At 43.5% G+C, this 25,803-nt stretch carries 22 protein-coding genes and 4 pseudogenes; 10 read left to right on the forward strand and 16 right to left on the reverse strand.

The window, feature by feature from the left end:
* Positions 1-40: 40 nt before the first annotated feature.
* The 7 genes and pseudogenes from TOL2_RS14885 to TOL2_RS14920 all read right to left on the reverse strand — a co-directional run bounded on the left by TOL2_RS14885 (position 41) and on the right by TOL2_RS14920 (position 8,257).
* Positions 41-1,206, reverse strand: a pseudogene (locus tag TOL2_RS14885) (IS3 family transposase).
* A 480-nt stretch (positions 1,207-1,686) separates the two neighbouring features.
* On the reverse strand, positions 1,687-2,301 hold the full coding sequence (gene idi / locus TOL2_RS14895) for an isopentenyl-diphosphate Delta-isomerase (protein WP_014958149.1): 615 nt from the start codon (positions 2,299-2,301) through the stop codon (positions 1,687-1,689).
* A gap of 82 nt (positions 2,302-2,383) precedes the next feature.
* Positions 2,384-4,174 (reverse strand): annotated as a pseudogene (locus TOL2_RS24300) (TAXI family TRAP transporter solute-binding subunit); the annotation flags it as partial.
* 736 nt (positions 4,175-4,910) lie between these two features.
* On the reverse strand, positions 4,911-6,524 hold the full coding sequence (gene tnpC, locus TOL2_RS14905) for an IS66 family transposase (protein WP_014958153.1): 1,614 nt from the start codon (positions 6,522-6,524) through the stop codon (positions 4,911-4,913).
* A 3-nt stretch (positions 6,525-6,527) separates the two neighbouring features.
* Positions 6,528-7,409 (reverse strand): DUF4338 domain-containing protein, encoded by an 882-nt coding sequence (locus TOL2_RS14910; RefSeq protein ID WP_014958154.1) that lies wholly within the window; start codon positions 7,407-7,409, stop codon positions 6,528-6,530.
* A gap of 63 nt (positions 7,410-7,472) precedes the next feature.
* Complete coding sequence (gene tnpB, locus TOL2_RS14915) at positions 7,473-7,829, reverse strand: IS66 family insertion sequence element accessory protein TnpB (protein ID WP_014958132.1); 357 nt, start codon at positions 7,827-7,829, stop codon at positions 7,473-7,475.
* Positions 7,826-8,257: a hypothetical protein gene (locus TOL2_RS14920; RefSeq protein ID WP_041279549.1), complete on the reverse strand. Its 432-nt coding sequence runs from the start codon at positions 8,255-8,257 to the stop codon at positions 7,826-7,828. Before TOL2_RS14920 ends, tnpB (TOL2_RS14915) begins: the two co-directional genes overlap by 4 nt.
* A 224-nt stretch (positions 8,258-8,481) precedes the next feature.
* Here TOL2_RS14920 and TOL2_RS14925 point away from each other — a divergent pair, with 224 nt between their 5' ends.
* Entirely contained in the window at positions 8,482-9,297 is an 816-nt protein-coding gene (locus TOL2_RS14925) for a filamentous hemagglutinin N-terminal domain-containing protein (RefSeq protein WP_014958156.1), read from the forward strand.
* 15 nt (positions 9,298-9,312) lie between these two features.
* Here the strand turns inward: TOL2_RS14925 and tnpC (TOL2_RS14930) are convergent, their stop codons facing one another.
* The 3 genes from tnpC (TOL2_RS14930) to tnpA are packed head-to-tail and all read right to left on the reverse strand — an operon-like array spanning position 9,313 to position 11,627.
* A complete protein-coding gene (gene tnpC, locus TOL2_RS14930; RefSeq protein WP_014958157.1) occupies positions 9,313-10,896 on the reverse strand; it encodes an IS66 family transposase in 1,584 nt (527 codons plus the stop codon).
* 45 nt (positions 10,897-10,941) lie between these two features.
* Positions 10,942-11,298 (reverse strand): IS66 family insertion sequence element accessory protein TnpB, encoded by a 357-nt coding sequence (gene tnpB, locus TOL2_RS14935; protein ID WP_083863693.1) that lies wholly within the window; start codon positions 11,296-11,298, stop codon positions 10,942-10,944.
* Positions 11,295-11,627 carry an IS66 family insertion sequence element accessory protein TnpA gene (tnpA, locus tag TOL2_RS14940; RefSeq protein WP_014958159.1) on the reverse strand — a complete coding sequence of 111 codons (333 nt, stop codon included), beginning with the start codon at positions 11,625-11,627 and terminating at the stop codon, positions 11,295-11,297. The genes tnpB (TOL2_RS14935) and tnpA overlap by 4 nt, the downstream gene beginning before the upstream one ends.
* A 107-nt stretch (positions 11,628-11,734) precedes the next feature.
* On the opposite strand from tnpA, the gene TOL2_RS14945 reads away from it, so the two are divergent.
* Both TOL2_RS14945 and TOL2_RS14950 read left to right on the forward strand, forming a co-directional pair.
* The gene (locus TOL2_RS14945; RefSeq protein ID WP_148278122.1) at positions 11,735-13,828 is read left to right on the forward strand and encodes an S-layer family protein; all 2,094 of its coding nucleotides are present in this window, start codon (positions 11,735-11,737) and stop codon (positions 13,826-13,828) included.
* 15 nt (positions 13,829-13,843) lie between these two features.
* Complete coding sequence (locus TOL2_RS14950; protein ID WP_014958161.1) at positions 13,844-15,571, forward strand: ShlB/FhaC/HecB family hemolysin secretion/activation protein; 1,728 nt, start codon at positions 13,844-13,846, stop codon at positions 15,569-15,571.
* A gap of 53 nt (positions 15,572-15,624) precedes the next feature.
* Here TOL2_RS14950 and arcC read toward each other — a convergent pair whose 3' ends face one another.
* On the reverse strand, positions 15,625-16,563 hold the full coding sequence (arcC, locus tag TOL2_RS14955; protein WP_014958162.1) for a carbamate kinase: 939 nt from the start codon (positions 16,561-16,563) through the stop codon (positions 15,625-15,627).
* A gap of 9 nt (positions 16,564-16,572) precedes the next feature.
* Positions 16,573-17,892 carry a cyclic 2,3-diphosphoglycerate synthase gene (locus tag TOL2_RS14960; RefSeq protein WP_014958163.1) on the reverse strand — a complete coding sequence of 440 codons (1,320 nt, stop codon included), beginning with the start codon at positions 17,890-17,892 and terminating at the stop codon, positions 16,573-16,575.
* 629 nt (positions 17,893-18,521) lie between these two features.
* Here TOL2_RS14960 and TOL2_RS14965 point away from each other — a divergent pair.
* On the forward strand, positions 18,522-19,736 hold the full coding sequence (locus tag TOL2_RS14965; RefSeq protein ID WP_014958164.1) for a hemolysin family protein: 1,215 nt from the start codon (positions 18,522-18,524) through the stop codon (positions 19,734-19,736).
* Positions 19,737-19,832: 96 nt separating this feature from the next.
* On the opposite strand, the pseudogene TOL2_RS14970 reads toward TOL2_RS14965, so the two are convergent.
* Positions 19,833-20,150: pseudogene (locus TOL2_RS14970) on the reverse strand (transposase); the annotation flags it as partial.
* On the reverse strand, positions 20,039-20,668 hold the full coding sequence (locus tag TOL2_RS24305) for a phage integrase N-terminal SAM-like domain-containing protein (RefSeq protein ID WP_148278123.1): 630 nt from the start codon (positions 20,666-20,668) through the stop codon (positions 20,039-20,041). The gene TOL2_RS24305 and the pseudogene TOL2_RS14970, both read right to left, overlap by 112 nt.
* 117 nt (positions 20,669-20,785) lie before the next feature.
* On the opposite strand from TOL2_RS24305, the gene TOL2_RS14980 reads away from it, so the two are divergent.
* From TOL2_RS14980 to TOL2_RS26085, 3 genes and pseudogenes are all read left to right on the forward strand, one after another.
* A complete protein-coding gene (locus TOL2_RS14980) occupies positions 20,786-21,064 on the forward strand; it encodes a hypothetical protein (protein ID WP_148278124.1) in 279 nt (92 codons plus the stop codon).
* The gene (locus TOL2_RS14985; RefSeq protein ID WP_014958167.1) at positions 21,024-22,334 is read left to right on the forward strand and encodes a hypothetical protein; all 1,311 of its coding nucleotides are present in this window, start codon (positions 21,024-21,026) and stop codon (positions 22,332-22,334) included. Before TOL2_RS14980 ends, TOL2_RS14985 begins: the two co-directional genes overlap by 41 nt.
* Positions 22,335-22,794: 460 nt before the next feature.
* Positions 22,795-22,902: pseudogene (locus tag TOL2_RS26085) on the forward strand (transposase); the annotation flags it as partial.
* Between the two features lie 86 nt (positions 22,903-22,988).
* Here the strand turns inward: TOL2_RS26085 and TOL2_RS25805 are convergent.
* Entirely contained in the window at positions 22,989-23,111 is a 123-nt protein-coding gene (locus TOL2_RS25805) for a hypothetical protein (RefSeq protein WP_269764180.1), read from the reverse strand.
* On the opposite strand from TOL2_RS25805, the gene TOL2_RS26090 reads away from it, so the two are divergent.
* Complete coding sequence (locus TOL2_RS26090; protein ID WP_408605422.1) at positions 23,067-23,240, forward strand: transposase; 174 nt, start codon at positions 23,067-23,069, stop codon at positions 23,238-23,240. The two genes, TOL2_RS25805 and TOL2_RS26090, sit on opposite strands and share 45 nt — an antisense overlap.
* Here the strand turns inward: TOL2_RS26090 and TOL2_RS14990 are convergent.
* Positions 23,188-23,784 (reverse strand): transposase, encoded by a 597-nt coding sequence (locus TOL2_RS14990; protein WP_083863698.1) that lies wholly within the window; start codon positions 23,782-23,784, stop codon positions 23,188-23,190. The two genes, TOL2_RS26090 and TOL2_RS14990, sit on opposite strands and share 53 nt — an antisense overlap.
* Before the next feature lie 395 nt (positions 23,785-24,179).
* On the opposite strand from TOL2_RS14990, the gene TOL2_RS15000 reads away from it, so the two are divergent.
* Both TOL2_RS15000 and TOL2_RS15010 read left to right on the forward strand, forming a co-directional pair.
* Positions 24,180-24,911 carry a DUF169 domain-containing protein gene (locus TOL2_RS15000; protein ID WP_014958169.1) on the forward strand — a complete coding sequence of 244 codons (732 nt, stop codon included), beginning with the start codon at positions 24,180-24,182 and terminating at the stop codon, positions 24,909-24,911.
* Positions 24,912-25,572: 661 nt separating this feature from the next.
* The gene (locus tag TOL2_RS15010) at positions 25,573-25,803 is read left to right on the forward strand and encodes a helix-turn-helix domain-containing protein (protein ID WP_014958170.1); all 231 of its coding nucleotides are present in this window, start codon (positions 25,573-25,575) and stop codon (positions 25,801-25,803) included.

Raw genomic sequence — 25,803 nt, forward strand, 5'->3', positions numbered from 1 at the left:
TGGTTTCCGCTGGAGCGGGTTTTTCGGTACATCGTTTTCATCATCCCACCAACCTCAACTGATTTTTACCATAATATATTTCGGCTGGCGTTTGCCCGTTAAAACTCTGGTGAGGTCGTTCATGGTTGTAAAAATTGAAATATTTTTTCAAGGACTTGCGCAGCTGCTCAACGGATTGAAATTCGTTTACATAAATTTCTTCATATTTCACGCTGCGCCATAGCCGTTCTATGAAAATATTGTCCATACACCGGCCTTTCCCATCCATACTGATTTTAATGTCCTTATCTTTCAATACTTTTGTAAACTCGTGACTTGTGTATTGAGATCCTTGATCCGTGTTGAATATATAGGGGGTTCCATGACATCGCAGTGCCCTTTCCAGAGAGGATATACAAAATTCCTTGTCCATGGTTATAGAAAGTTCCCAAGAGAGGACATAACGACTATGCCAGTCCATGACCGCCGTCAAATAAACGAAACCACCAGAAAGTGGGATATAGGTTATATCCGTAGACCACACCTGATTTGATCTGGTTACATCAAAAGTTCTCAAAAGATATGGATACACTTTATTTTGGGGATGAGCCTTACTGGTATTCGGCTTCGGTGCAATGGATTGAATTCCCATTTTCCGCATCAATCGCTGAACCCGTTTTCGGTTAATCTTATATCCTTTGCGTCTCATAATATTGCGCATTTGGCGGGTACCATAGAACGGATGATCAGTATATTCAATGTCAATGAGTTTCATTAGCTCAAGATTTTCAGGCGTTTCCTGTTCCCCCCGGCTTTCACGGTAATAGCTGGAACGAGGCAGTCCTATCAACTCACATTGCCTTTGAATACTGATTTTAGAGTGCTTGGATTGAATTCGCTGTTTTTTTTCTTCAATACTCATTAAAGGTGTCCGGTGTTTTTTTTTAACCAATCCAGTTCAACCTGGAGTTTACCAACCTTTTGATAAAGACGGTCTCGCTCAATTTCGGCTTCTTTGGTTTGTTTTGCCTTGCTATTGCCAAAAACCAATGGCAGGGCTTCTATGGCTTCCTTTTTCCACCGATTTACAAGACTAGCATGAATGCCGAACTCAGAGGCTATCTCATTGACAGTTTGATTTCCTTTTATGGCTGCCAATGCGACCTTGCTTTTTAATTCTTTACTGTAGTTTTTTCGTTTCAAAATATCCCCTTTCTGGACTGTTATATTTTATCTTAACACATTGTCCAGTTTTCGGGGTCCACTATAAAATGACCTATATTTATAGGAATGGTGCAAATTTAGAGCACCTGATTTGATAGCGGAGGCCATTGTTTTGAATAGCAAAACCTTATAAAGGGATATTCTGATTTTGCCCTTTTCATCAAACACAATCGTCTGCTCCTCGGCTTTGGTAAATAAAAAAATCGTTTTCTTTCATCTCCGTTAAATTCCGGTGGTAACTCGAAAGACTTGATGTCGTATTGAGATAGAATTTTGAGATGTGTTGCCATTTATGAGCCCTCTATTTTGTTACAATTTTACTGGGAATATACTCAAAAAATGCAAAACATATCACCTATGTTCGGGTTTCTACAGACGAACAAGACTACTGAAATCAAAATTTTGAAATCCTGAATTATTGTGACAGGGAAGGTTGGCAGATAAATTGGTGGCTGAATTTGGAAATGTCCCGTCGCAGCTCTGCTAAAGAAAGTAAAATGCACCCAACATTCGTTGACATTGCCGACTTCTATGGGGATTTTCCCCTATTTGTTTAATTTTACCCAACGACCAAAAAGAATCCATTGAAGCCATGATGCCGGTTTCTTCAATACACCAGGGAGAATACCGGTGGGGAAAGCGCCTTGTTTCATCAACCCATGCTTCCCAGTCGATCCATTTTACGGATTCCACTTCCTCCTGGTTAGGCTGAACGTCGCCGTCATAATATCCGCTGAAAATGGGGCAGATTTCATTTTCAACAATGCCGTTTTTTGAAAAACAATATCGGTAGTCGCTGATTTTGTGCAGTTTTTGCACATTTATCCCAAGTTCAAAACGTGCCCTTCTGATTACTGCATGCTCATAAGACTCTCCAGGTTCGGGATGTCCGCAGCAGGAGTTGGACCACACCAGAGGCCAGGTTTTTTTAATGCGGGCCCGCTGTTGTAAAAGAAGGCGATTCTCCGGATTGAACAAAAACAGTGAAAATGCCCTGTGCAGGGGGGTGTTGTGGGAATGGACATCCTGTTTGGCCTGGATGCCGATCTGCCGGTCCTGTTCATCGACCAGAACGACAAATTCCTGAACGGTTTCCATAAAAATACCTCCTTTCAACTGTGATGATAAAATTTTAAAACTGCAATAAAACCAAATTTGACAACCCTCTCATTGGACGGCATTAATCCATCGCTCCTATTTTCCTGTAATATTTTTTTGCACCAGGGTGTAGTTGAACGCCTCCTGTATCTGACATAAATTTCGGATTTAAATCCTTCATTGCGACATGAACAGTTTTTAAATAATTAATATTTTCATGGATCGCCTTAACAATATTGTAGACAACTGATTCATCGAGATCGGCTCTGCACATGAAAATATTTCTTGAAGCAACCGTCTTTATATCCGTATCAAGAAATTTATAGGCACTCGATGGAATAATTGTTTTTGTAGTGTGATATTTGTTGTTTAATGAATTAATTATCGCGTCACTCAGAGGAAGTATGGTTATGTCATGAGTACTAGATAGTTCCATAAATTTTGTGGTAGGAACAGGACTGCAACCACTTAAAGAGTATAGTGTGCCTCCTCTTAACAAATTTATTGATTGACTGTAGCTGTTATAATAAATATTGCCTTTCCACTTCCTGATTTCTTGATAATCATAACCGTAAAGTTTGAACATAGCCTCGCATAAAATTTCCATAAACGACCCATTTTTATTTGGAGAATGTTTAAGAGGAAAATGTTTTACCTTGATATCTTCAAAGCTTGTTATCCCTGTTTTTTTAAGAATAACAAATTGAAAGGGCTCATCGAAGAGGCTGGTGATTGCTCTAATGTTGGGGCATGTTTCTTTAAAAGGCTTTTCACCTTTAGAAGCACTCAGGACAGTGGATGCTACTCCGATGGCAAAATCAGAAATTCCCTTATTTATTCGTAAGGGATTTGTTGCATCAGTACCAGTAATTGTAGAAACTGTAGAGCCCGCCGGCAATTTTTTTCTTACAACTTCCGCAATATCTTCTGTTACAGCTGACCATGCTCCCCCAGCAGTTCCTCCACTTATAGATAATTTTATTGGGTATTTATTATGCTGGTCATTTTTGCCATTCACCATTGAGGTCAGTTCATCAACATAAACCTTGAGCTGCTCGGCCTGGGCATTCATTTCCTCTGAGGCAGAGGCTGACTCTTCTGCATTAGCTGCATTCTGCTGCACCACTTTATCCATTTCAATAATAACTGTGTTAACCTGATCAATACCACTGGATTGTTCTTTAGAAGCTTCTGAAATTTCAGAAACCATGACACCGACCTTGTCACTGCTTTCAGATACTTTAAAAAATGCATCGTGAGTAGCTGAGACGATTTCTGTTCCATCATTAATTTTTTTCACAGTACTTTCAATCAGTTCAGCTGTATCTTTTGCAGCGTCTGCAGCTCTCATGGCAAGCTTCCTGACTTCATCGGCTACAACAGCAAATCCAGCACCAGCTTCTCCAGCACGTGCTGCTTCAACAGCAGCATTCAATGCAAGAAGATTGGTCTGAAATGCTATCTCATCAATTCTTTTTATAATTTTAGATGTTTCCTCACTGGCTTTAGAAATTTCATCCATTGAAACAATAAGCTCTCCCATGGATTTATTGGCGGTTTTCACGACCTGATTTGCATCTTGCATCAAATTATCTGCCTTACCAGCATTTTTAGCATTTTTAGTTGTCATAGAGGCCATCTCTTCCATGAATGGTGATGTTTCTTCAATGGATGTAGCTTGTTGAGATGAGCCTTCAGCAAGGAATTGGCTGGAAGAAGCTACCTGGCCTGCAGCAGATGCCACCTGGTGTGTTGCCTCATTAAGTCCGTCAACTATAAATTTCAATGGTTTCGTCACTGAACGTGTTATGAAAAAAGCCAATAAGCAGCCAATAAGCAGCGCAGCACCTGCTACAATGCTGATCACCTTTATGGATCTGGAATTTGATTTGATGAGTTGAAAGCCTAATATGTCCTGAGTCTTTTTAATATCAAGTTTTACTTCTTCAGCATTACTTGAAACCTCTGGGCCAATTCGGTCAAGTGTATTGTCTATGATATCGTTTCTTTTGAAAATCGTATCGACCAGTGAGTCGAATGCTGTCAAATATATTCCTTTCATTTCTTTGACAGCTGACAAAAGCTCCCTTCGCTTGGGATCATCAATTTCATTATCCAGAACCTTTATGTTTTTATCCATATCCTGAAATTTTTTATGGACCCTGTCGACAGAACCATGATCATTAGTGTCCAAAAATTTTGCCATGTAAAGCCTTGCCAACAGCAGACTTTTCATGGTCATGCCTGCATAGAAAGCTGCAATTATATGACCATCATCCCTGGCTGAGATCATGATTTTTGTCAAAGATTTTTCCATCAAAGGCCCTTTTACATTCAAAACATCATTGACCAGTTGATTGCGTTGTTCTGTGTCCCTTCGGCAAGGTTGCGTGAATTCCTCAAAACGGCATGATATCATACACTCAAGGACACTATGATAAGAGTATGCGGTTCCCTTTGGTCTGGCAAAACAATGCGACAAATAGGGGTGTACCAATATATGTATGTGAAGATGCTTTCATTTGGCGGATCTGGCAATATTGCCAAATCCGCCAAATGCTAAGACTAAAGCTGCCTTTTAGGTAAAAATGGGAAAAAGGTTGTACTGTCTACGGCTCTATGCCCATGGCTGTCTCATAATTCCAAGGCATCCAGGATGAGGGGTTTTTAAACACCTGGGCAGAGTGTTTTTGCAGCGATATGAGATAATTCAACGCATTGACTTTCATCAGGTTGCAGGTGTGAATTATGCTCATGAACATATCCCCGATATAGGCCCCATGTTCTGTCTTATAGAACATTGAGTTTTTTCTATGGAGGATAGAGCGTTTCAAGCATTGTTCGCAAATATTATTATCAAGTGGGGCTCCGGGAACTCTCAGAAATTGAGTCAGCTCATGCCAGTGCTTGATCATATAGGTGATCGCATTCCCAAGCCCGGAATTGGGTTCCACCAACTTGTCTTTGATCTGGGTGTCGAGCCAGGAACGTAAAGTGTTCATCAGTGAACCACTATGGACCTGGTGAAATGCCAGCCGCTGATCTGCTGTCATGTTTTGTTCTTTAGCTTGAGCATCCACATGATAAACTTCTGCCAACGTCTCAATGACATGGCGGCATTCGTCCGGGAAGCTGGAGATTACGTCGATAAAACCTCTGCGGGCGTGGGTAATGCAATGGCACAGGATAATTTTAAATTCACTGGACATGTTTCTTGAAAGAGAATCACACATTTGAATCGGAGGGTCTTTTTCTCCATCCCGCATTTCATAAAGGGAAGCGATGTTTTCTCCTGCATGATTACGACCGGTGTAGAAGATGGCAATCCTTTTCCCTTCTTCAAGCAGGGAAATGATACCCGATGTAAAGATGCCGGTACGCTCATCCTTATCCCGTGTTTTGTTTTCCTGGATCAGATCCAGAATTTTCATGGTGGTATCATCATTGTGAAGGACCTCACCCTGGGCTGCCTGGCGTTTTAATTCCTCAAATGCCGGGTAAATCAGATCTGCCTGGGATTCTATTTTTTCCCACTGGGTGGATGCCGGCAGGGGTATGCCCAGACTTTCCTGGAGTTTTTCCAGGCGATACCAGGGAAAACCGTAGCCATATTTTAAAACTGCCATCATGGCCTTGGCCGTTTCATCATAATGTTTTCCGGTAATGCCTTCCGGAGCCGCTGCCGTGAACACCTTCCCGCACAGGTTACAACGCAGTTTTTCAAGGTTATAAATCGTTGCATTGATGGGGGGTTGGCCCTTCAGGTAGATGGCAATGCCCGATTTTTTCATCGGGTAGAGCTTGCCGGTGAAGCATAGAGGACAGGAATCCTTGGGTTTAAACTTTTCATGGGATATGAACTTTTGATCGGCTTCAGTATATTTGGAAGCAGGTATCTTTCCATGTCCTTTTTTCTTTTTTTCAGGTTTGGTTTTGGGTGGTTTTTTATCCTTTTTTTTCGGCTCTGTTTCTTTTGAGTTTTCATCCGTTTTTTCGGGCTCGTTCTTTTTTAAAACATTATCCTTTTTTTCAGTTTTTGGGCCAAACAACATGGTAAGAAGGCGTTTTATGGACGCTGCTTTATTGTCCAGGGCCTGGGCCAGTGTCATGATGGCTTCCGTCATTGATTTGATGATCTCATAATCACCTTTATCAAGTGCATTGGCTTCCACCCTTTTCAAAAGGGCGTCAATCTCTTCCTGGGTCAACCGGATATGCTCCATGGTCTATGCGCCAATCATCCTGCTTCGAAAATCCCGGGTCAGGGGATACCCCCAGATCGCCTTGATGGATCGGGTTTTTACATGTTTTTTTTCATTCTTTCCCCGCCCGGTTGTATCGCCAAGATAGATCCAGTTGCCGGCCTTATAACAGGTACCCAAAAACCGTTCCGTGTCCACAAAGGTTTCAAGGAAATAGAGTGGATGATTATAAATCTTCTCCCAGTCCCTGGAAATATTTTTTGCCATAAGCCCCAGAAGATGAGAGGCCAGGTGGGGAACCCTGATCCAGGGCAGAATAAGAAATCGGCTGTTGTACGCTATATATTGAAGGCCTTTTACCCGATCCTCCTTGTTCCAGCCGATATATTTGTCCCTGGCACCGATATGACGGGGTGCCGACGACCATGAAAAACAAGCGATGGGCCTGTTTTGGGCATACACCATATATTTGAGCTGTTCACCCACGGGATGACAATATCCCAGGTAATGGTGGTGCTGGATCAGGCTGTTGAAAATTTTTTCTTGGTCTGTTTTTTTAACCTGCCGTATCTCCAGGGGCTTTATTCTGGACAGATTGGTCTTAACCAGGGTCTGATCCATCTCTATCTCTGGGGGCGGGGTTCTGTTTACAAACGGGTTCTTGATTTTGCACCTTGGGGGCGGAAGGGTGATATGCCCTTCCCTGTGGAGCTTAAGCATAAACCCCCTGGCCACCATGTCTCTGAGATTGCCATTGGCCTGAACCCAGTTCCATGCCTTGCACAACTCCTTTGACAGGGCGTAGCGGCTGACATTGGGATGATTTGCCACCAGGTCATTTATAAAAGCAATATCTTCTTTTGTTACGCTCTTGCCACGGTATGTGAGTATGATGTTATTCTCCATGGCTGGTTTCTATAACACAGCCGTTACTTGAACGCACGCAAAAAATAGAGCGATAAGAAAAAATTATGCCGGAATTTTTCTCCACATGGGTGCTGCCTGGGTATGAAAAGGGTCACCGTTCCAGATCAACATTTGCAGTTCATGGGCATCCAGGGGTTTGTCAACGCCTTGGCCCTTTGTTGGCCACCAGTTAAATCTGCCTTTGGACAATCGTTTCTGGCAGAGCCAAAACCCCTGGCCATCGTAGCTTAATATTTTTATGGCAGTCCTGCGGCGGTTGAGAAAGACGAACAGACAGCCTGAAAAAGGATCTGATTTTAGAACCTTTCGGCACAATGCAGCCATTCCATCTATGCCTTTCCGAAAATCAACAGGCTCTACAGATAAAAGAATCTTCATGTGGGGAGTGATCTGAATCATGGCTGGTGTCTCCAGAATGACTTACAAATCCCAAGAATGCTCGGATCGGTTTTGCCCCGGAGGCACATCCTCATTTTTGCTCCGGTACTGTCCTCCATTTCTATTATACATTCTGAGACAGGAGATGGCGGATCCAGTTCAAATGCTATAAAAGCAGGGGAATCTTCAGGTGTTGCATCAGGCTCAACATCAATTAACGATGGAAGATGCGATTCCACATGTTGCTTAAATGCGGTATAGTTCAGGTGCAACGTTTTTGAAATCTTGTGTAGACTATGCCCCCCAATATAAAAGACTTCTGCGGCTGCCTGCCATAATGAATCAGGGATACGTTCCCTGCCGGTTTTTGTTTTACGCCAGAGTTGAAATTGCTGCCGGACCTCTTCCAATGCGGAAACTGCCTCTGGTGATGGTGGTGCTGATTTCATCGGTTCCTCCTATATGATCATGTTTGGAACCGATAATATCACTCTAAAAAAACTAAATCACGCAGGCTTGCCGAAGGGGCACGACCCATGAGCGCTACCATCACCCAGGGTTTTGGTCCGCTTTCCTGTTGACCGGCAGTTGGCTCTGAGCCCTTCAAGAGGCAAAGACTATAAGAAAGACTGTTTTATAATTGTAAACAATACCATAGCCGGAGAGGACATCCATGAAAAATAATCGATCCTTACATAGCCTTGTTCTTTTGGTCATGGCCTTATTCATTCACGGCTCTTTGGCCTCCTTGGGCCATGCGGAAATCACCCTGGATGGGACCTTGGGGCCCAGTGGCCCGCTCTCCGGTCCAGACTTTATGATCCCGGTCGAGGTAGGCCGGCAAGTGGGCGGTAATCTATTCCACAGCTTCGGTGTCTTTAACGTTAATACAGGAGAAAGCGCGACCTTTAGCGGACCCAATTCCGTCGAGAATGTCCTCGGGAGAGTTACAGGGGGATCAAGTTCCACCATTGATGGCCTGTTGCGATCCGAGATTCCGGGCGCGAATTTATATCTCATTAATCCGGCCGGAATTATGTTTGGGCCGAATGCGCAATTGGACGTGCAGGGCTCTTTTCACGCCAGCACAGCGGATTTCATTCGTTTGGGAGAAAATGGGCGCTTTGACGCTGTTGAGCCGGATAACAGCCTGCTGACAGTGGCACCACCTTCGGCATTTGGGTTTTTGAGTGAAAATCCGGCATCCATTTCTGTGCAAGGGAGTTCGCTTAATATTCCACAAGAAGAAACTCTTTCCATCGTGGGAGGTGACATTCAAATTATGGGCGGGATTCTCTCGGCGCTGGACGGAAGGATTAATCTTGCCAGCGTTGCTTCCACCGGAGAAATCAATATTGAAAATATCCATCTTAATGCCTTTGAACGATTAGGAGATATTGAGATTACCGAGTCTTCGTCCCTCTTTACCACTGGTTTACAAGGAGGCAATATATACGTAAGCGATCAGTTAACCGCACCTTTTCGATAACGCAAAAACAGGGTATTATTTAGCCGGAGGACCTTCAAGCAGGGTTTTATCAACATTCTGGGGCATCAAGGCAATAAATTCATCAGCCGTCATGGCTTCAGGTAAATTTTCAAACAGGTATTTAAGATACCAGTAAGGTTCAAGACCGTTTGCCTTGGCGGTTTCGATCAGGCTGTAGATGCAGGCGCTAGCGCTTGCACCTTCAGGGGTGCAATTGAACAACCAGTTTTTTCGACCCACAACAAAGGGTCTGATGGCATTTTCAACCACATTATTATCAGGTCCGACCCGACCGTCTTTGGTATACTGGATCAGACGATGCCATTGGTTAAGGGTATAGCCGATTGCTTTGCCAAGAAGACTTTTAGGCGGAATTTTCTCAACTTTTGCATCCAACCATTTTTTAAATTCATCGAGGATGGGCACTGCTTCTTCCTGCCTTTTTTTGTAAAGGTCTTCAGCAGACAACTCCAGCTCTCGTGCTTCTTTTTCAATCTTGTAGAGCTTGCTGATATACTTCAAAGCAGTGCCAGCATTACCGGTGGGAGGATCACCTTTTTTGATACCGGCGGCTTTGGTCACCGACACGAATTTTCTTCGAGAATGAATCCAGCAACCAACATGAATAATGCCGGAAGCCTTGTCAAGGAAGTCATATCCTCCATAGCCGTCGGTCTGAACAATACCCTGGTATCCATTCAAAAAGTCTGATGCAACATCTCCGGATCGTGTGGGGTGATACTGGAACAGGATAATCGGCTTATCCGGTGTCCCTCCCTTGAACACCCACATATAGCATTTTGACCGATTCGTCACTTTCAACACTTGAACCGTGGTCTCATCAATATTAATCACAGGACTCTTGAGAATTTGGGCCTGCATAAATTCCATTAGAATTTCACACTGTTGGGCCACCTTCATTGCCCAGCTGCACATGGTTGACCGAGGAAGTTCAACGCCTATCCTGTTGAATTGTTTTTCCTGCCGGTAAAACGGCAGGGCATCTGCAAATTTGGCTGTCAGAATATGAGCAAGCAGCCCCGGTGTTGCCATGCTTTTGGGAATCATCTGCTCTGGCATTCTGGCAATGGATATTGTGGGACCGTCATCTTCAACCCCCTCACAATTTTTACAGACGTATTTATAGCGGATATTTTTAATGACCTTCATTTGTGCAGGGATAATCTCAAGTTGTTCCGATATTTCCTGACCACAACGGGATTTGATGCACCCGCATCCGCACAGTTTTTCTTCTTCTGTAAGGTCATGGATAACTTCAACCTGCGGCAGGTTTTCAGGCAGCGGCTTACGCCCCTTTTTTTTCCGGTTGTGGGACGGAACCGTTATTTCCTCGGGTTCTTCCGATACTGAACATTCAGGCTCGGGAATCTCAAAAAGAGAAATCTGGTCGTCATCCCAATGAATTTTTTCTGTTTTTTTACCAAAAAGTCTATCCTGAAGGCTTTTGATCTGCTCATTGAGAATTTTGATTTCCGCTTTATAATTCTGCTCTTTGTTGGAAAAATCTTTGGCAAAAGAAAAGATTTTCTCTTTTAATTTTTCAACATCATTTATGTCTGCAAAAACCTCGATATTCATGCACTGTACATAGCATAACCACTCGGTTTTTCATATCTTTTTCCATCAAAAAACACTATAAAATCTTAATGGTTTATGAGCTTTTTTCTGATGAATTGAAAGGCCGTCGATCAGCCAGGCAAGTTCATGAGCCCCTATGGTCATTACCGCATCTTTTGACCGGGGCCATTGGAAACGATCCTTTTCCAATCGCTTGTGCCAAAGGCAAAATCCATTGCGATCCCAATACAGGATTTTCAATATGGTCTGCTTCCGGTTGCAGAAGACAAACAGGTGCCCTGAAAAAGGGTCCAGATTGAATTTTTCACTGACCAGAATGGACAGTCCGTCAATGGATTTACGCATATCCGTGTTTCCAAGGGCAATATGGATTTTTAAATTCTGCTTAGGAGAAAACATCATTCTATCCTTAATACCTGGAGTACCTGCGCCAATGTTATCTGGGAAAAACCGTCCGGTATTTCAATCTGATATCCTGAGTCGATATTCAGCAAAAGTCTTTCTTTACGGGAATTGAGCAGCTCAGCAATTTGCACCGGCGACACCTGGGCAAACTCTGCCGGGAGATTTTGGCGCTTGAATTTATTTTTCCAATAGGTGAGCTGGTTGGGTTTTAAACCATTTTCTCGACAATAAGCATTCTGGGATAATCCTGATTTGGACCATTCTTCTATATGGTGTTTCCAGAATTGGGAACGCTTCCGGTTGGCTTCTTTGGACCTGTCCGACATTTTATAACCCTCCTTGGATTTGGGTTATCTTCTCATGTGCTGAATCAAATTAAAAGATGGGGTTTACTGATCGCTTACATATATACATCCGCAGCAACCGGTTTGTCTTGGACAATTCATCCGTATGGTCAGATACGCTTGGTGAAGGCAAAAACGCAAATATTGCGATCGATATCGGTTCTCTCAGCCTCACCAATGGGGCCGATATTGGCTCAAAATCCTGGGGTTCTGGAAACGGCGGAACAATTACGATTACCGCCAATGATGCGATCACCGTCTCTGGAAAAAGCCATATTAATCTTTCATCAGAGGGCACCGGGGACGGTGGGAGTCTCTTCATCACCGTACCGAATTTAAGCCTTGATGACAGCAGGATTGATGCCGCAACAGACGGTGAAGGCAAAGGGGGTAATATTGACATCAATGTCGGTTCTCTCAGTCTCACCAAAGAGACCTATATCGGCTCAAAATCCTGGGGTGCCGGAAATGGTGGGGAGATTACTCTTACCGCCAGTGAGGTGATCACCGTTTCTGAGCATAGCTTGGTTACCGTTTCGACATGGCGAGGGAGCAGCGGAAACGGCGGGAGCCTCTTAATCACTGCACCAGCTTTGAGCCTTGATAAGAGCTGGATTGATGGTGAAACATTAGGTGAAGGCAAAGGCGGAGATATTACCGTCGATGTCGGTTCCCTCACCCTCAACAATGGGGCCGATATTAGCTCAGACGCCTGGGATATTGGAAATGGAGGAACGATTACAATTGCCGCCAGTGAGGCGATCAACGTCTCTGGAAAAAGCCGTATTAATATTTCATCAGAGGGCACCGGGGACGGTGGGAGTCTCTTCATCACCGTACCGAATTTAAGCCTTAATGACAGTTGGATTGATGGCGCAACGGATGGTGAAGGCAAAGGCGGAGATATTACTATCGATGTCGGTTCTCTCGACATCACCAATGGAGGCGACATTTTCTCAGACGCATGGGATATTGGAAATGGGGGAACAATTACCATTGCCGCCAATGAGGTGATCACCATCTCTGGAGAAGAAAGTGAAATTTCTGTTTTTACATACGACAGGGGTGACGGCGGAAATATTTTAATCACCACACCGGATTTGGACCTCGATGGCTGCTGGATTTGGGGTACTACAGCCGGTGAAGGCAAAGGCGGAAATATTACCATTGATGTCGGTTCTCTCAACCTCACCAGCGGGGCCAACATAGCATCCAACGCCTTTAATGTCGGCAACGCCGGGAAGATTACCATGAGCGCAAGTGATACGATTACTTTCTCCGGGAATAGTTCGGTTTCCGTTTCGACAGTTGGCAGCGGGGACGGTGGGCAAATTTTAATCACCACACCAGCATTGGACCTTGATAAGAGTTCGATTAAAGGTGCAACATTGGCGGAAGGCAAAGGCGGTAGTGTTCAAGTTAGAGCAAGAAAAATCAAACTGATCAATGGAAGTACCATTTCGGCAGAGAGTTCTAGTGCCGGTTTAAATATAACCAAAGATCCAGAAGCAGGTAAGTCTGGAAATATTGTTATCTTGGTCGATGATACACTCCAACTTGATAATAGCAGCAGTATAACTGTGGAGACTGCCCAAGCAAACGCGGGGGATATTATGGTCAACGCAGGATTTTTAGTTCATTTGCGAGATGAGAGTGCGATTACCACCTCTGTTGCAGGTGGCGAAGGTGATGGTGGTAACATCATCATTGATGCCATATTCGTTGTAATGGATGGGGAAAGCAAAGTTGTTGCCAATGCCAAGGAAGGCAGTGGAGGTAACATCCATATCGGAATTGATGGTGATGGTGCCTTCCTCAAGTCCACGGACAGTGTTGTGGATGCCTCATCAAAGTTCGGTGTCAGTGGTTCGGTCACAATCGACGCGCCGGATACCGATATCAGCGGCAGCATTTCGACCTTACCGGTCTCATTCCTTGATGCATCCTCCTTATTGAGCGAGCGCTGTGTGACTCGAACAGCCGGAGAATTGAGCACTTTCATCATCGTTGGTCATGGCGGCATGCCCCTCTCCCCTGATGCCCCTTTGCCGGCGTACTATTTGCTTGATAAGCCAAAGGATCAACAAGACAATTCATCATTCAACAAACAAGAAGAACCTCTGCCTAAGCAAACAACCAGCAAAGAGGTATTTGTCCCATTTGACATCAACTGCTGTCAATAATTGGAGTTTTTATCTATGAATTTTGGATTTTGGTTCAATCACTTTATTTGTATTGGATTGGTATTGACGATAAACCTGAATTCTCCAGGAGTCTTTGCCCAAATGCCGATTTTCCCTCAGACGCAACGGCCAAGCCAGGAAAGACCACCTCTGCCTGAATATGAAAAACCTGGTTCGCCCCCCTTGGAGCTACCTCCGGTTATACCGTCCCCGGAGGCCGCAGACCGACTTTCGGCAAGGCCCTTGGTATTTGTACGCAAATTCGAAGTGACGGGCAATACGGTCTTTTCCGATGAGGAATTGGCAACAATCACCAAGGCGTATGAGGGACGGGTGATCACTTCCGAGGAATTACAGGAAATACGGCGCAAACTCACTCTTTATTATGTGAATGAGGGTTATCTCAATTCCGGAGCGGTTATTCCAGACCAAAAAGTAGAGAAAGATATCATTCATATACAAATCATTGAGGGCGAACTTACCAGGATAGAGGTGGAGAACAATAAATGGCTAAGTTCCAATTACATAAAAAAACGGCTGGCCCTGGGGGCAGAACCAGTACTCAACATCAATCAGTTACGCCGGCACCTGAAACTCCTGCAACAAAACCCGACAATTCAACAGTTACATACGGAACTCGGTCCCGGCATCAAACCTGGAGAAGGTATTTTAAAAGTACGGGTAAAAGAAAAACCTCCTATTGAGTCAGGCCTGATATTTGCCAATGATTGTGCTCCCAGCGTCGGTGCAGAACGAGCCCGAATTTACGCAACACATCACAGTCTGACAGGATATAGCGATACTCTGGCTGTTCAATATGGACTTACTGAAGGTATGGATGAGGTTTCCATCTCCTATACCAGACCGATCAATGTTTATGATACCATGTTGCGCCTGAGCTACAATAGAAGTGATTGCTCGGTGATTGAGGAGCCGTTCGATGATCTGGATATAGAGAGTGACCTAAAAACCTACAGCATCTCATTAACCCATCCCTTTTACAGAACTCCTCAACGAGTGTTTTCCATGGGATTGGCCTTTGAACAGCGCCATAGCGGCACCTCTCTTCTGGGAAGGCCTTTCTCTTTTTCTCCTGGTGTGCAGGATGGAGAAAGCGATGTAACGGTATTGCGCTTCTCCCAGGAGTGGTTGGACCGCAGCTTCAATAATGTGATTGCCGTACGTTCCATTTTCAGTATAGGTATCGATGCCATGGGTGCAACGTGTGGAGAAGAACCAAACGGACAATATTTGGCTTGGTTAGGACAATTTCAGTGGGCAGGCCGTTTCAGCAATCGGGGAGACCAAATCCTTTTCAGAACTGACCTGCAATTGACCGAGGATTCACTTTTGCCGATGGAAAAGATCGCTGTTGGAGGTGCCAGGACAGTGCGGGGATATCGTGAAAATCAGATGGTCAGGGACAATGCACTGGTGACATCTTTGGAGTTTCGGATCCCTGTATTTCGTTTGCCGATTCCCAGGATAAGCCGGGGACCCGAGGAGGGTATTGTACAAGTTGCCCCGTTCGCAGATTTCGGATGGGCATGGAACACTGATTTACCAACACCTGCCCCTGATACCATTTCCAGTGTAGGTATCGGTGTGAGATGGGGCCCCAGCCCCAAGATACACACCGAACTTTATTGGGGCGTTGCCTTACGAGATATCGATACCCCCGACACGAACTTGCAAGATTCAGGAATTCATTTTCTGCTGAGCTGCTCCTTTTCCCTTCCCTAAAAAGAGTTTCTTGCATAAGATTTTTAGATCGACCCCTCCAGCCCTTTCGACTTTCAGGCCACAAACTCGGTGCCTGCCTTTCCGGCCACGGCCTGTTCTATCTCTTCTAAAAACGCGATCACGGCTCTTTTTCCTGGAATCCCTACAAACTGCATGGCTGCTTCCACCTTGGGCTTCATGGAACCTTCTGGGAAATGCCCTGCCCTCATATGTTTTCGGGCATCCGCAAGAGTGAGGGTGCGCAAAATTTTCTGATTCTTTTGACCGAAGTTGGTGGCAACCCCTTTGACATCCGTGGCAATGACAAAAAGATCTGCTCCCACCTCCACAGCCAAGCGCGCACTGGCAAGGTCTTTATCGATGACCGCCTCTATCCCGCTGAAGGCTCGTCCTTCACGAATAACCGGAATACCGCCTCCGCCGCAGCAGATCACGATAAAATCCATGTCGATCAATTGTTTTATTTCATGCTTTTCAACAATGGTGACCGGTTTGGGAGAAAAAGTTACCCGCCGGTAACCTTTGGCGGTTTTGTGAAAAGGCCAGGACGCTGCTTCCGCCTGGGTCTTTGTGTAAACAGGCCCAATGGGTTTTGTAGGGGTCTTGAATGCCGGATCATGCTCATCCACCACCACATAACTGATCAGGCTGACCAGGGGGCTTGCATTCAGGTTCTGGGCCATCAGCTCAGAATCCAGGCAGGATTCGATCATGTAACCGATCTGTCCCTGGGTCTGGGCCACAAGAATCTCCAACGGCATTTTGGGCACTGCATCACAGCACTCCTGCTGCAGCAACAGATTCCCCACCTGAGGGCCATTGCCATGGGTAATGATGATGCGATGGGTTTGTGAAAGACGGGCAATTTGCCTGACAGTCACTTTCAGATTATCTCGCTGCTGGACGGCAGTACCCTCCTGGCCTTTTTTGATCATGGCATTGCCCCCCAGGGCCACAAGGAGGATTGGTTTTCTATTGTCAGAATCAATCATGAGTCCTTTTTACCACTGATTCATGTGCCGGGAGATTTCCATCTCCAGCGTGGGAACCCCATGGTCCATATACTCGTACCGGATACGTATTGCGGGTTTATTAATGGAAATGATCCGGGTCAGATCACTTGTGGTTCCAAGGATCACAAGATCACAATCCACTTTATTGATGATCTGTTCCATATCGGATATCTGCTGCTTGCTGTATCCCGCAGCCGGAAGCAAAGGGCCGATGTCCGGGTAGGTCTTGAAAAGCTCTTTAAAAGTTCCTAAAAGCCAGGGGGCCGGGTCCACGATCACTGCCGCGCCAAACCGCTGTGCAGCAATGATACCGGCACCGAACCGCATCCCGCCATGGGTCAGTGTGGGGCCGTCCTCCACAACCAGCACGCGTTTATCCCTGATCCGGCCCGGATCTTGGGCAGTAATCACGGAATCCGCATGGAGAATGACGGCATTGGGGTTGCGCGTTTCAATGGTGTTTTGAACCGCCCGGATATTTTCCGGGTCGGCGCTGTCCACTTTGTTGATCACGGCAATATCGGCCATAAGCATGTTGGTCTCTCCGGGATGATAGGATATTTCATGCCCCGGACGATGAGGATCGAAAAGCACGATGTTCAGGTCAGGATGAAAAAAAGGCGTATCATTGTTTCCGCCGTCCCAGATAATTATATCCGCCTCTTTTTCCGCTTCCCGCAAAATCTTTTCATAGTCGATACCGGCATAAATCACCGCCCCCATCTCAACCACCGGCTCAAACTCTTCGCGCTCTTCAATGGTGCAGTTGTATGTATCAAAATCGGCAAAGGAAGAAAAACGCTGGACTGCATTACGTTCCAAGTCTCCGTACGGCATGGGGTGACGTACTATGATCGCTTTTTTTCCCATCTTTGTCAAAATCCGGTAAACCTCCCGGCTGACCTGGGATTTTCCGCACCCGGTCCTGACGGCGGAAACGGAGATGACTTTTTTACTTGATTTCAGCATAGTATAAGGAGCTGCAATCATTACAAAATCAGCCCCAGCCGCATTAACCATGGAGCCCTTGTGCATCACTTCAGAGTGAAGGATATCGCTGTAAGAAAAAGAAACCAGATCGACCTTGTATTTTTTGATCAGAAAAACAAGGTCTGTTTCCGGATGAATGGGAATTCCATCCGGATAAAGGCTGCCTGCAAGATTCGGGGGATAACTCCGGTTTTCGATATTGGGGATCTGGGTCGCGGTAAAAGCAATGACGTTATATCTTTTATTATCTCTGAAATAAACATTAAAATTATGAAAATCGCGCCCGGCGGCGCCCATGATAATTACATTTTCAACCATAACTGTTCCTCCTGTATGTCCGTGCAATGCAAGCTATCACTGCCGGATGTGTCGGGTTCAGGCAAACACAAAAATAGTAAATAATCCGGGGATTTTTGAAATATTTCAGGCTCGGCAATCTGCATGAAAAACTCCTTTTTCTGTTAAGATACCATCTCTTTACATAAAAAATCAATGATCTTGTTTTTTGCAGGCTTTCATCCCTGTCAATCCTATCATTCATTAAAAAAACTAGGGGTTTTTACCTATTGATTTTTCCATTTTTCCTTTATATAAACCAATCTGCACAAAAAATTATTTACCAACAAAGATCTCGAATGTAGATATAGTAATCGACAGGGCGAAGCTATGCGAAAAATTAGCTGCCTACAGACCCCAAATATAATTTATAACAGCATGAAAATTATGAATTTGCCTTCGACGATAGCACAACCATCTTATGAAAAATTCTGATTCTCAGATGGAATCCTAATTGTTTATTAATTGTGCATCAAATTGCTTTAGCAGTTGTTGAAGTATTTTTTTCATCACAGTATTATCCGTGTGTTAATATCACCCCGTGACTAATGATATGCGGACAACCGCTCAACTACTTATTCGGTCACACAATATGGAAACATACAATTCCTATGAAATTGTCATTAAAATGGTCAAGTTGGATTTTTGCCCTTGTATTGTCACTGGTATTAGCGTTTTCGGCTGATGTCTTTGGCTTAAAAGATTCTTACGAAAGAAGCATTGAATATATGAGTGCTGATGGTTTGCTGTTAATAATTTATGTGCTAATTGCATTAATTATTTCATTTCTCTGTTCAGTAGCGGAATCGGTACTCTTAAGCATCACGCCTTCATATATAGAGGGGCAGAAAAAAAGGCGACCTAAGCATGCTGCACTTTTGAAACGCCTGAGACGAGATAATGTGGATCAATCACTTGCGGCAATTTTAACACTAAATACTATTGCTCATACGGTTGGTGCGATCGGTGCAGGGGCCAAAGCGACAATTGTATTTGGAAGCACGTGGTTTGGCCTGTTTTCAGTTATTATGACACTTTTGATTCTTTTTTTTTCTGAAATCGTGCCCAAAACTTTAGGCACCATCTACTGGTCAAAACTTGCAAGTCCAATTTTATATTTTGTAAACACTCTGATTGTGATTCTTTATCCAATCGTATGGATTTCGGAGAGACTGACAAATTTTATTTCACACGGAAAGGATATTAACATTTTCAGTAGAGAAGAGTTCATCGCCATGGCTCAGGTCGGTGTAGAGACGGGGCATATTCTTGATAAGGAATCAAAGATTATCCGGAACATATTCCGATTCGAGTCGCTGAAAACGAACGATATCATGACGCCACGTGTTGTAATTTCCGCATTGCCCGAGGATATGAAAATTATTGATTCGTTGAAAGAAGTTATCCAAACCCCTTTTTCACGTCTGCCGCTTTACTCGACGAATATTGATGACATAACCGGTTTTGTTCTTAAAGAGGATATTTTAATTAACGCCGCCCAGAAGCGAGGCAATGAAAAAATCAAAGCATTGAAGCGTGAAATAATTGCTGTTCCAAAATCAGTATCGTTGATCGCATTGTTAGAAAGGTTTCTTAAGGATCGCCAGCACATTGCTATAGTCGTCAATGAATATGGAGGGACTGATGGAGTGGTGACATTAGAGGATTTAATCGAAACACTTACTGGCATGGAAATTATGGATGAAACAGATGATGTTGAAGACATGCGCGCTCTGGCCAGGAAACAATGGAAGGAACGTACCAAGGCAATGGGGCTTGATGCTGATATCTTTGACCAAAGCAAGGCCGAAAAAATGAAGGATTAGTAACCGTGCCGAGGCACGAAGCTTGGTGCCAATCCTATGGTTCATGAAGCCGCGGATCTATAGGGGAAAGGTTAGCGGATCATCAGTTTCGTGCAGTTATCCGGGCTTGCCTCGTGGTTCAGGCTTTACAAAAAAGATGGATTTTAAATCATGGCCGCAATGGCTGCATTTAATACCGGGTATTGCAGGTTCCGGAATCTCAGTGAAAAGAGAGATAATGTCATGGATGAATGAAATAAGTTCCCGAATTTTCTCTATGGGCAGCGCACTGCTGGGGTTAAGAAATCCATAATGCCTTATTTTCATAAACCCTTTGGGAAGAACATGCTGCAAAAATCTTCGGATAAACTCCATGGCATCCAGTGACATGGTTTTCCATTTTTTCTTTTCACGGTCTTTGTACGAAAATTTGATGACACCATTTTGGGATTGCGATGCGTTTTATAGTATTTGCGTAAAGTCAACAGGGTAATTTTAGGCAAGGGTACCGTCCTGTCCAGGGCACCCTTTCCGCCGTGAATATGCACAAGCCCCATGTCGGAAAGGATATCTTTAACCTGAAGGGTTGTGGCTTCCCTCAAACGCAGTCCCATGGAATATAATGTCAAATAAAATGTATGACTTTGCACAGTGGTAAGGGCATAAATAATCTTCCTGACTTCCTCCAGACTCAAAATAGTCGGTAAGGTCTGTTCTCGCTTCCATTTGATGTCGTTGAAAATATTCCAGGACCGGACCAGCGTTCTGGTAAAGAAATGCTGAATACCGGAATAACTGATGCGCAGAGTAGCGGCGCTCCAGCCGAGTTCATTCTGGCAGCAAAGCCAGTATTGACGCAGCTGCTCTTCGCTGATATCTTCTAATGGTTTATTATAAAATCGTTGGAGTTTTAAAACCGCGCTGGTATAGGATTGAATACTCCTTTTTTGCATAACCGGCAAGTTGGAGATCTTCTTTAAAACGTTTGATTAAATTGCTCATGGTATCTTCCTTTCTTCTTTAACCTTGTCGGGTGAAGATACCGACCTGCAAGCCGGTAAGAAGATACCATGAGCAATAGAATGAAACAACGGCGGTACTGCTTAATCTGCCGCGCAGCGGCTTACTTGAACCAGCGAGTGAACCGGACAGCAAGGGTCTGCTTCTTTTTAAAGATTGAAAAACTTTTAAATGATGTGCTTTCAATCAACTTTTTTGGAAACCCTTGCTGCCCATTACCCAAGCGTTATAGTGCCAAGAAAATAGGAATTCATTTTGAACTTGAACAATATTTTGAAGAGAGTGGACATGAACCAGATGCCGAAAAGATTCCCCACAAAATCAGCTGACCGGGCACTTGCCGGAATGCTGGGTCCGGTTACCTGTGTTATTCAACTTGAGATGGGTTTTGATTATAAGTTGGATGAAAAACGACTTAAGAGAGCGGTTTCCCTTCTAACGGAAAAAGTACCGTTGCTTGGGTGCTGTTTTGTTCCTAAATTATTTCGCCCCTATTTCAAAAGACTTGAAATCGAAGAGTTTAAGCTCTTCCACATGACATCGGACAAGACTGAATTCGAAGATTTTAAAAATGAGCGAATGGATTTTTTTAACGGCCCTCAGATTGAGACATGTCTTTATCGATTTGATTCTAAAGACCGGTTCTTGATAAAGGTCTCTCACCTTGTTTGTGATGCAGCGGGAGTAAAAGAAATTGCTAGTGAGTTATCAAAAATTTTTAACCGGCTTAAAGATGATCCGAATTTCAAACCTGAACCAGATATTGAAGATTACCGGGGATTTTGGCAGATTGTCCGGCAAGTCCCTTGGTATGCCATTCCTAGGATTATTTATAATTATATGTGTGAGATTTATAGAGCAAAATTCCCTGGTCATAGTCATGTCGTTCCGATACAGAAGGTATTTGGTGACAAGATACAATTGTTTACGAAGCATATTAATGAAACTCAATTTGCCTGTTTAAACACATATGCAAAAGAGAAGCATACCACCATAAATGATGTATTGGTTACAGCTATTATCCGTGCGTTATCAAAGACCGGGACTCTCAAACCCGGGAAAGCCTTGCGGTTGGGAATGGCGATTGATTTGCGGAGATACCTGCCGGAGAAAAAGGCCAGATCAATTGCCAATTTTTCATCCCTTGAACTTTTTAATTATGGGAAAAATGTTGAAAAAGATTTTGAATCAACCCTGATCCGGGTGGCCCAAAAGACAAACAAAAGGAAATCATCATGGCTCGGCCTTAGTGCTTTCGTTTCAACTTACCCCATGCTTTGGAGTCTTCCTTTTTTTGTCCTGAAAGTTGCTGGGAGTAAGGGATGGGAAATGAAAAGCAGCAGCCCGAATTCCTTTGACTGGCTAACCAATATGGGTGTAATCCAGAAAGAAAGAGTGAATTTCGACGGTGAACCATCAACAGCATGGTTGCTGGTTCCGGGTTGTGTTTTGCCGATGCTCTTTTTTGGATGCAGCGGCTACAATGAGACGCTGACTTTAAGCTGGAGTATTGGACCAGATGATATGAATGAACGAGTAACCCAGTCATTTTTTGATCTTGTGGTCTCAGAACTGCCATTATCTGGGGAAAACGAATAAAAAACAATCATTCAAAGTGAACCTGAACATTGTTGACAAAGTACACAAACTATAACAAATGAAGGGTTAGTAACCGTGCCGAGGCACGAGGCTCGGTGCTAATCCTATGGTTCATGAAGCCGCGGATCTATAGGGGAAAGGTTAGCGAGTTTCTGGATGCGGTGGATGTCAAGCAAGATGTCGCCTTTTTCTAAGAGCCTGTTTGAAAATTAGTTATTAATAATAATCAATCGTAATGAGCTGTTATTACAATGTCTTGGATTTCCTTCTCATGTTATAGATAACCTTTCTATAAACATAATTTACACATGAGGAAACCATGATATCATTACCAGTTAAAATTTATGAGAGTGATTTGACCCCGGAACAATGTCGATATATCGAATTTTTGATGATGCCAAAAAGCCCCTCAAAAGCTGGACGTCCAAAATAATGGCTTGTCTCTTTAATAATAAACGCCATTATGTATGTTGTCAGATCGGGATGTCAATGGCGAATGTTGCCTATTGGTTTTCCTCCGTGGCAGACCGTATATTATCATTACAACAAGTGGTGTAAAAATCGTACATGGCAAAAAATTAATGATGCTCTGGTCCAAAAAGATCGCATGCGGTGCAAGCGCAAATCAACACCAAGTGCTTCTATTATTGATAGTCAGTCGGTAAAAACCACTGAAGCGGGCGGTTCAAAAGGTATGATGCCGGTAAAAAGATCAATGACCGAAAACGTCATATCCTCGTTGATGTTGATGGTCGAATCATCGGTGCCACAGTTCATGAAGGTAATATCCAAGACCGGGATGGTGCAAAGCTCCTTTTGGAAAAGTTGGAGGATAAATATCCAAGCCTGAAACTTATCTGGGCTGATGGTGCCTATAAGGATAGTAACTTCTGGCACCCTTTTTGACTTTGTTGAATCCAACGGCAGACCCTTCAGCATGCCCTTTGGTAGATAAAACCGAACCATCAAAATCCAAGGTAAGCCTCCCAAAGCTTTCCCGCTGGAGCCCATTGATTACAAATGATCTGGACAGTCGACGAAGGTTTGCAATGCTTTGAGTATCCATCTGGGATAGACTTCTTGAAATGGTTGAAACATCTGGAAGCTTTTTAAATCCCATTAAGCGAAGAACAAGAGGATCATCCCGATAATAATCAATTTCTCTCAACCTCCGGAACCCCAATATCAAGTGAACAATCAGCAGCAACACAACCAAATGATGACCGAAAATGGGAGATACTTTTAAATTGGAAAAACATTTTTTTAGTTTATCTTTCAATCTTATCCGTTTAAAAAACAGTTGGAAAATCAACAAACCTGAAAAGGAAGTAAGTTGCTGATCTTCGAATTTAATCTCAGGAATTTTATGGAATTTAGTATGAATTTGTGCTTTACTGGACTCCACTTGGGGTGGCCTCCTGAATAAGTTTTTTTTGTTTCGCAAACTCATTATAACCTTTATTCATGGGCTACCTCAAGTTTTTTTACTACTATTTTACTCGTTTTTTATACAACTGTCGGGTTCATTGGAAACATACATACTGAAGCAAAACCACTATCAAATTGAGCTCCTGAAGAATTTGGATGAGGTGCCGGAAATAGGTGCCCTGGTTGTGGTGGCTTTTCCGAAGCCGAAGGGTGGGTCTGGCTTCCCTGCCAGGGCATTTGCCATCTTACCGTAAGAGGGTCTGCTAACTATGCATCCAGCGGCCACCTAACCACGCCGGGCACATTTTGTGGTTACATCCGAAAACTCATAGGTGGCGTGGTCAGGTCCGCTGATGCCGCAGTTGGAAGCCTAAAGATTCTGAATCGGACTTTTAATCAAATTGTATGGAGAAAATAATGAAATCAGAAATAGTAAAAGAAAGCCTGAAGAAATTTTCAGAAGTATTATCTTTTAATTATCCTGCTGTTGGCTGGTACTTTTCTTCTGAGGAAATGGAAGATTCATTTGTTTTTAGAAAGGATAAATGGGTATGTATGTTCATGTATCTGAAGATGATGATGAAAAAAAATAATAAAATCCGTTTCTCGGATGATAATAATAGAGCCTGCACAGGTCCTGCAGAATACTTTGGTTTTACTGAACTTGAGGATGATGGAGGTATTTTTCTCGCTGAAACAGAAAGATTTTGCAAAAATATTGAAATTTCAAAAGAATATACCAGGTGGTCGGCAACCCTTATTCACCCGCCAAAAGGCAAATATCTATACATGGAAAAACTTGAGAATATTGATGATAGCAGACAGATTGAGGTTGTTAATCTTTTCCCGGCAAATATGACCAGCCTGGCAAAGCTTGCAACCCTTTCAAGTTACGACAGGATGGCGAATGTGGATAATGTTTTGATACCTGATGCTTCAGGTTGTCAGTCTGTCTTTACAACTCCCTATCATGAAAATTTTCAAGAAAATCCAAAATGTATTATTGGGCTAATGGATCCGATGGCCAGAAATTTTGTCCCTGAAGATATGATTTTATTTTCAATGCCCACCAACAGATTTGTGGAAATGGCGAATAATATTAAAGGCAGCTTTCTTGATAAAGATTTTAAAAACCCGACAGGTTTTTGATCTTGATTATAGCGTGTTGAAAAGTACGGACAGTAATCATGGAAGCAAATAGCAAAAGAATAATTGCAGGCTATTTCGAATCGGCTGAAGGAAAAGAGGGGATGCTTCCAACAAATGAAGGATTAGTAACCGTACTGAGGCACGCAGCTCGGCACTAAGCCTTGGTTCATGAAGCGCGGTAGAACTTGGCATAATAATTGCTATTATTAAGAAAAAGGTTCGAAATTGTAACTTCAGATAGATAGGTTGATGTGGCAATTAGCCGTATATATTGGCACTTTAAAAAAAATAATACTTTCTTTATGAAAGAATATGTTGCTGGTGTCAATACTTAATCTGCTGGTAGAGCCTGCGCGTAGCGCTTACTTGAACAAAATGCCGGAGAGGGACCAGGCTTACTGCTCAGCCTTTTCGGAAGTTCCTGGTTCAGGAAAATTTAACTTTTTATTGGAGCTTTTTGGGTTAAAAAGCCTGGCCCCTCAGCTCCCCGTTCCATGCGGCTGCGCCGCGTTGTATTTGCCTTAAAAGTTTTAGATCGGTTACTTTTCGAGTTGATTCAATCAAAAAAAAGCAAAAAGTCCCTGATCGGAAACTTTTTGTTGCTTTTCGCTTATAAAGCCGCTAAAAGTATCCTATCGGAAACATTTATATGGGAGGCCAATTGAAACCTTCAACAAAAATTAATAATCCTAAAGAATTAGGGCAGCATCTCCTTAAAGAACGTAAAAGTCTCAAGCTGACTCAAAAGGAGATCTCAGAGTTTAGTGATGTTGGTAGAAAGTTTATTATAGAGCTTGAAAAAGGTAAGGCAACTGCTCAACTTGGAAAAGTATTTGAATTATTAAACAGTCTTGGTCTTGAACTCCATCTCATTAAACGTGGAGATCGCTGA

The sequence above is a fragment of the Desulfobacula toluolica Tol2 genome (genome assembly GCF_000307105.1).
GTDB lineage: Bacteria > Desulfobacterota > Desulfobacteria > Desulfobacterales > Desulfobacteraceae > Desulfobacula > Desulfobacula toluolica.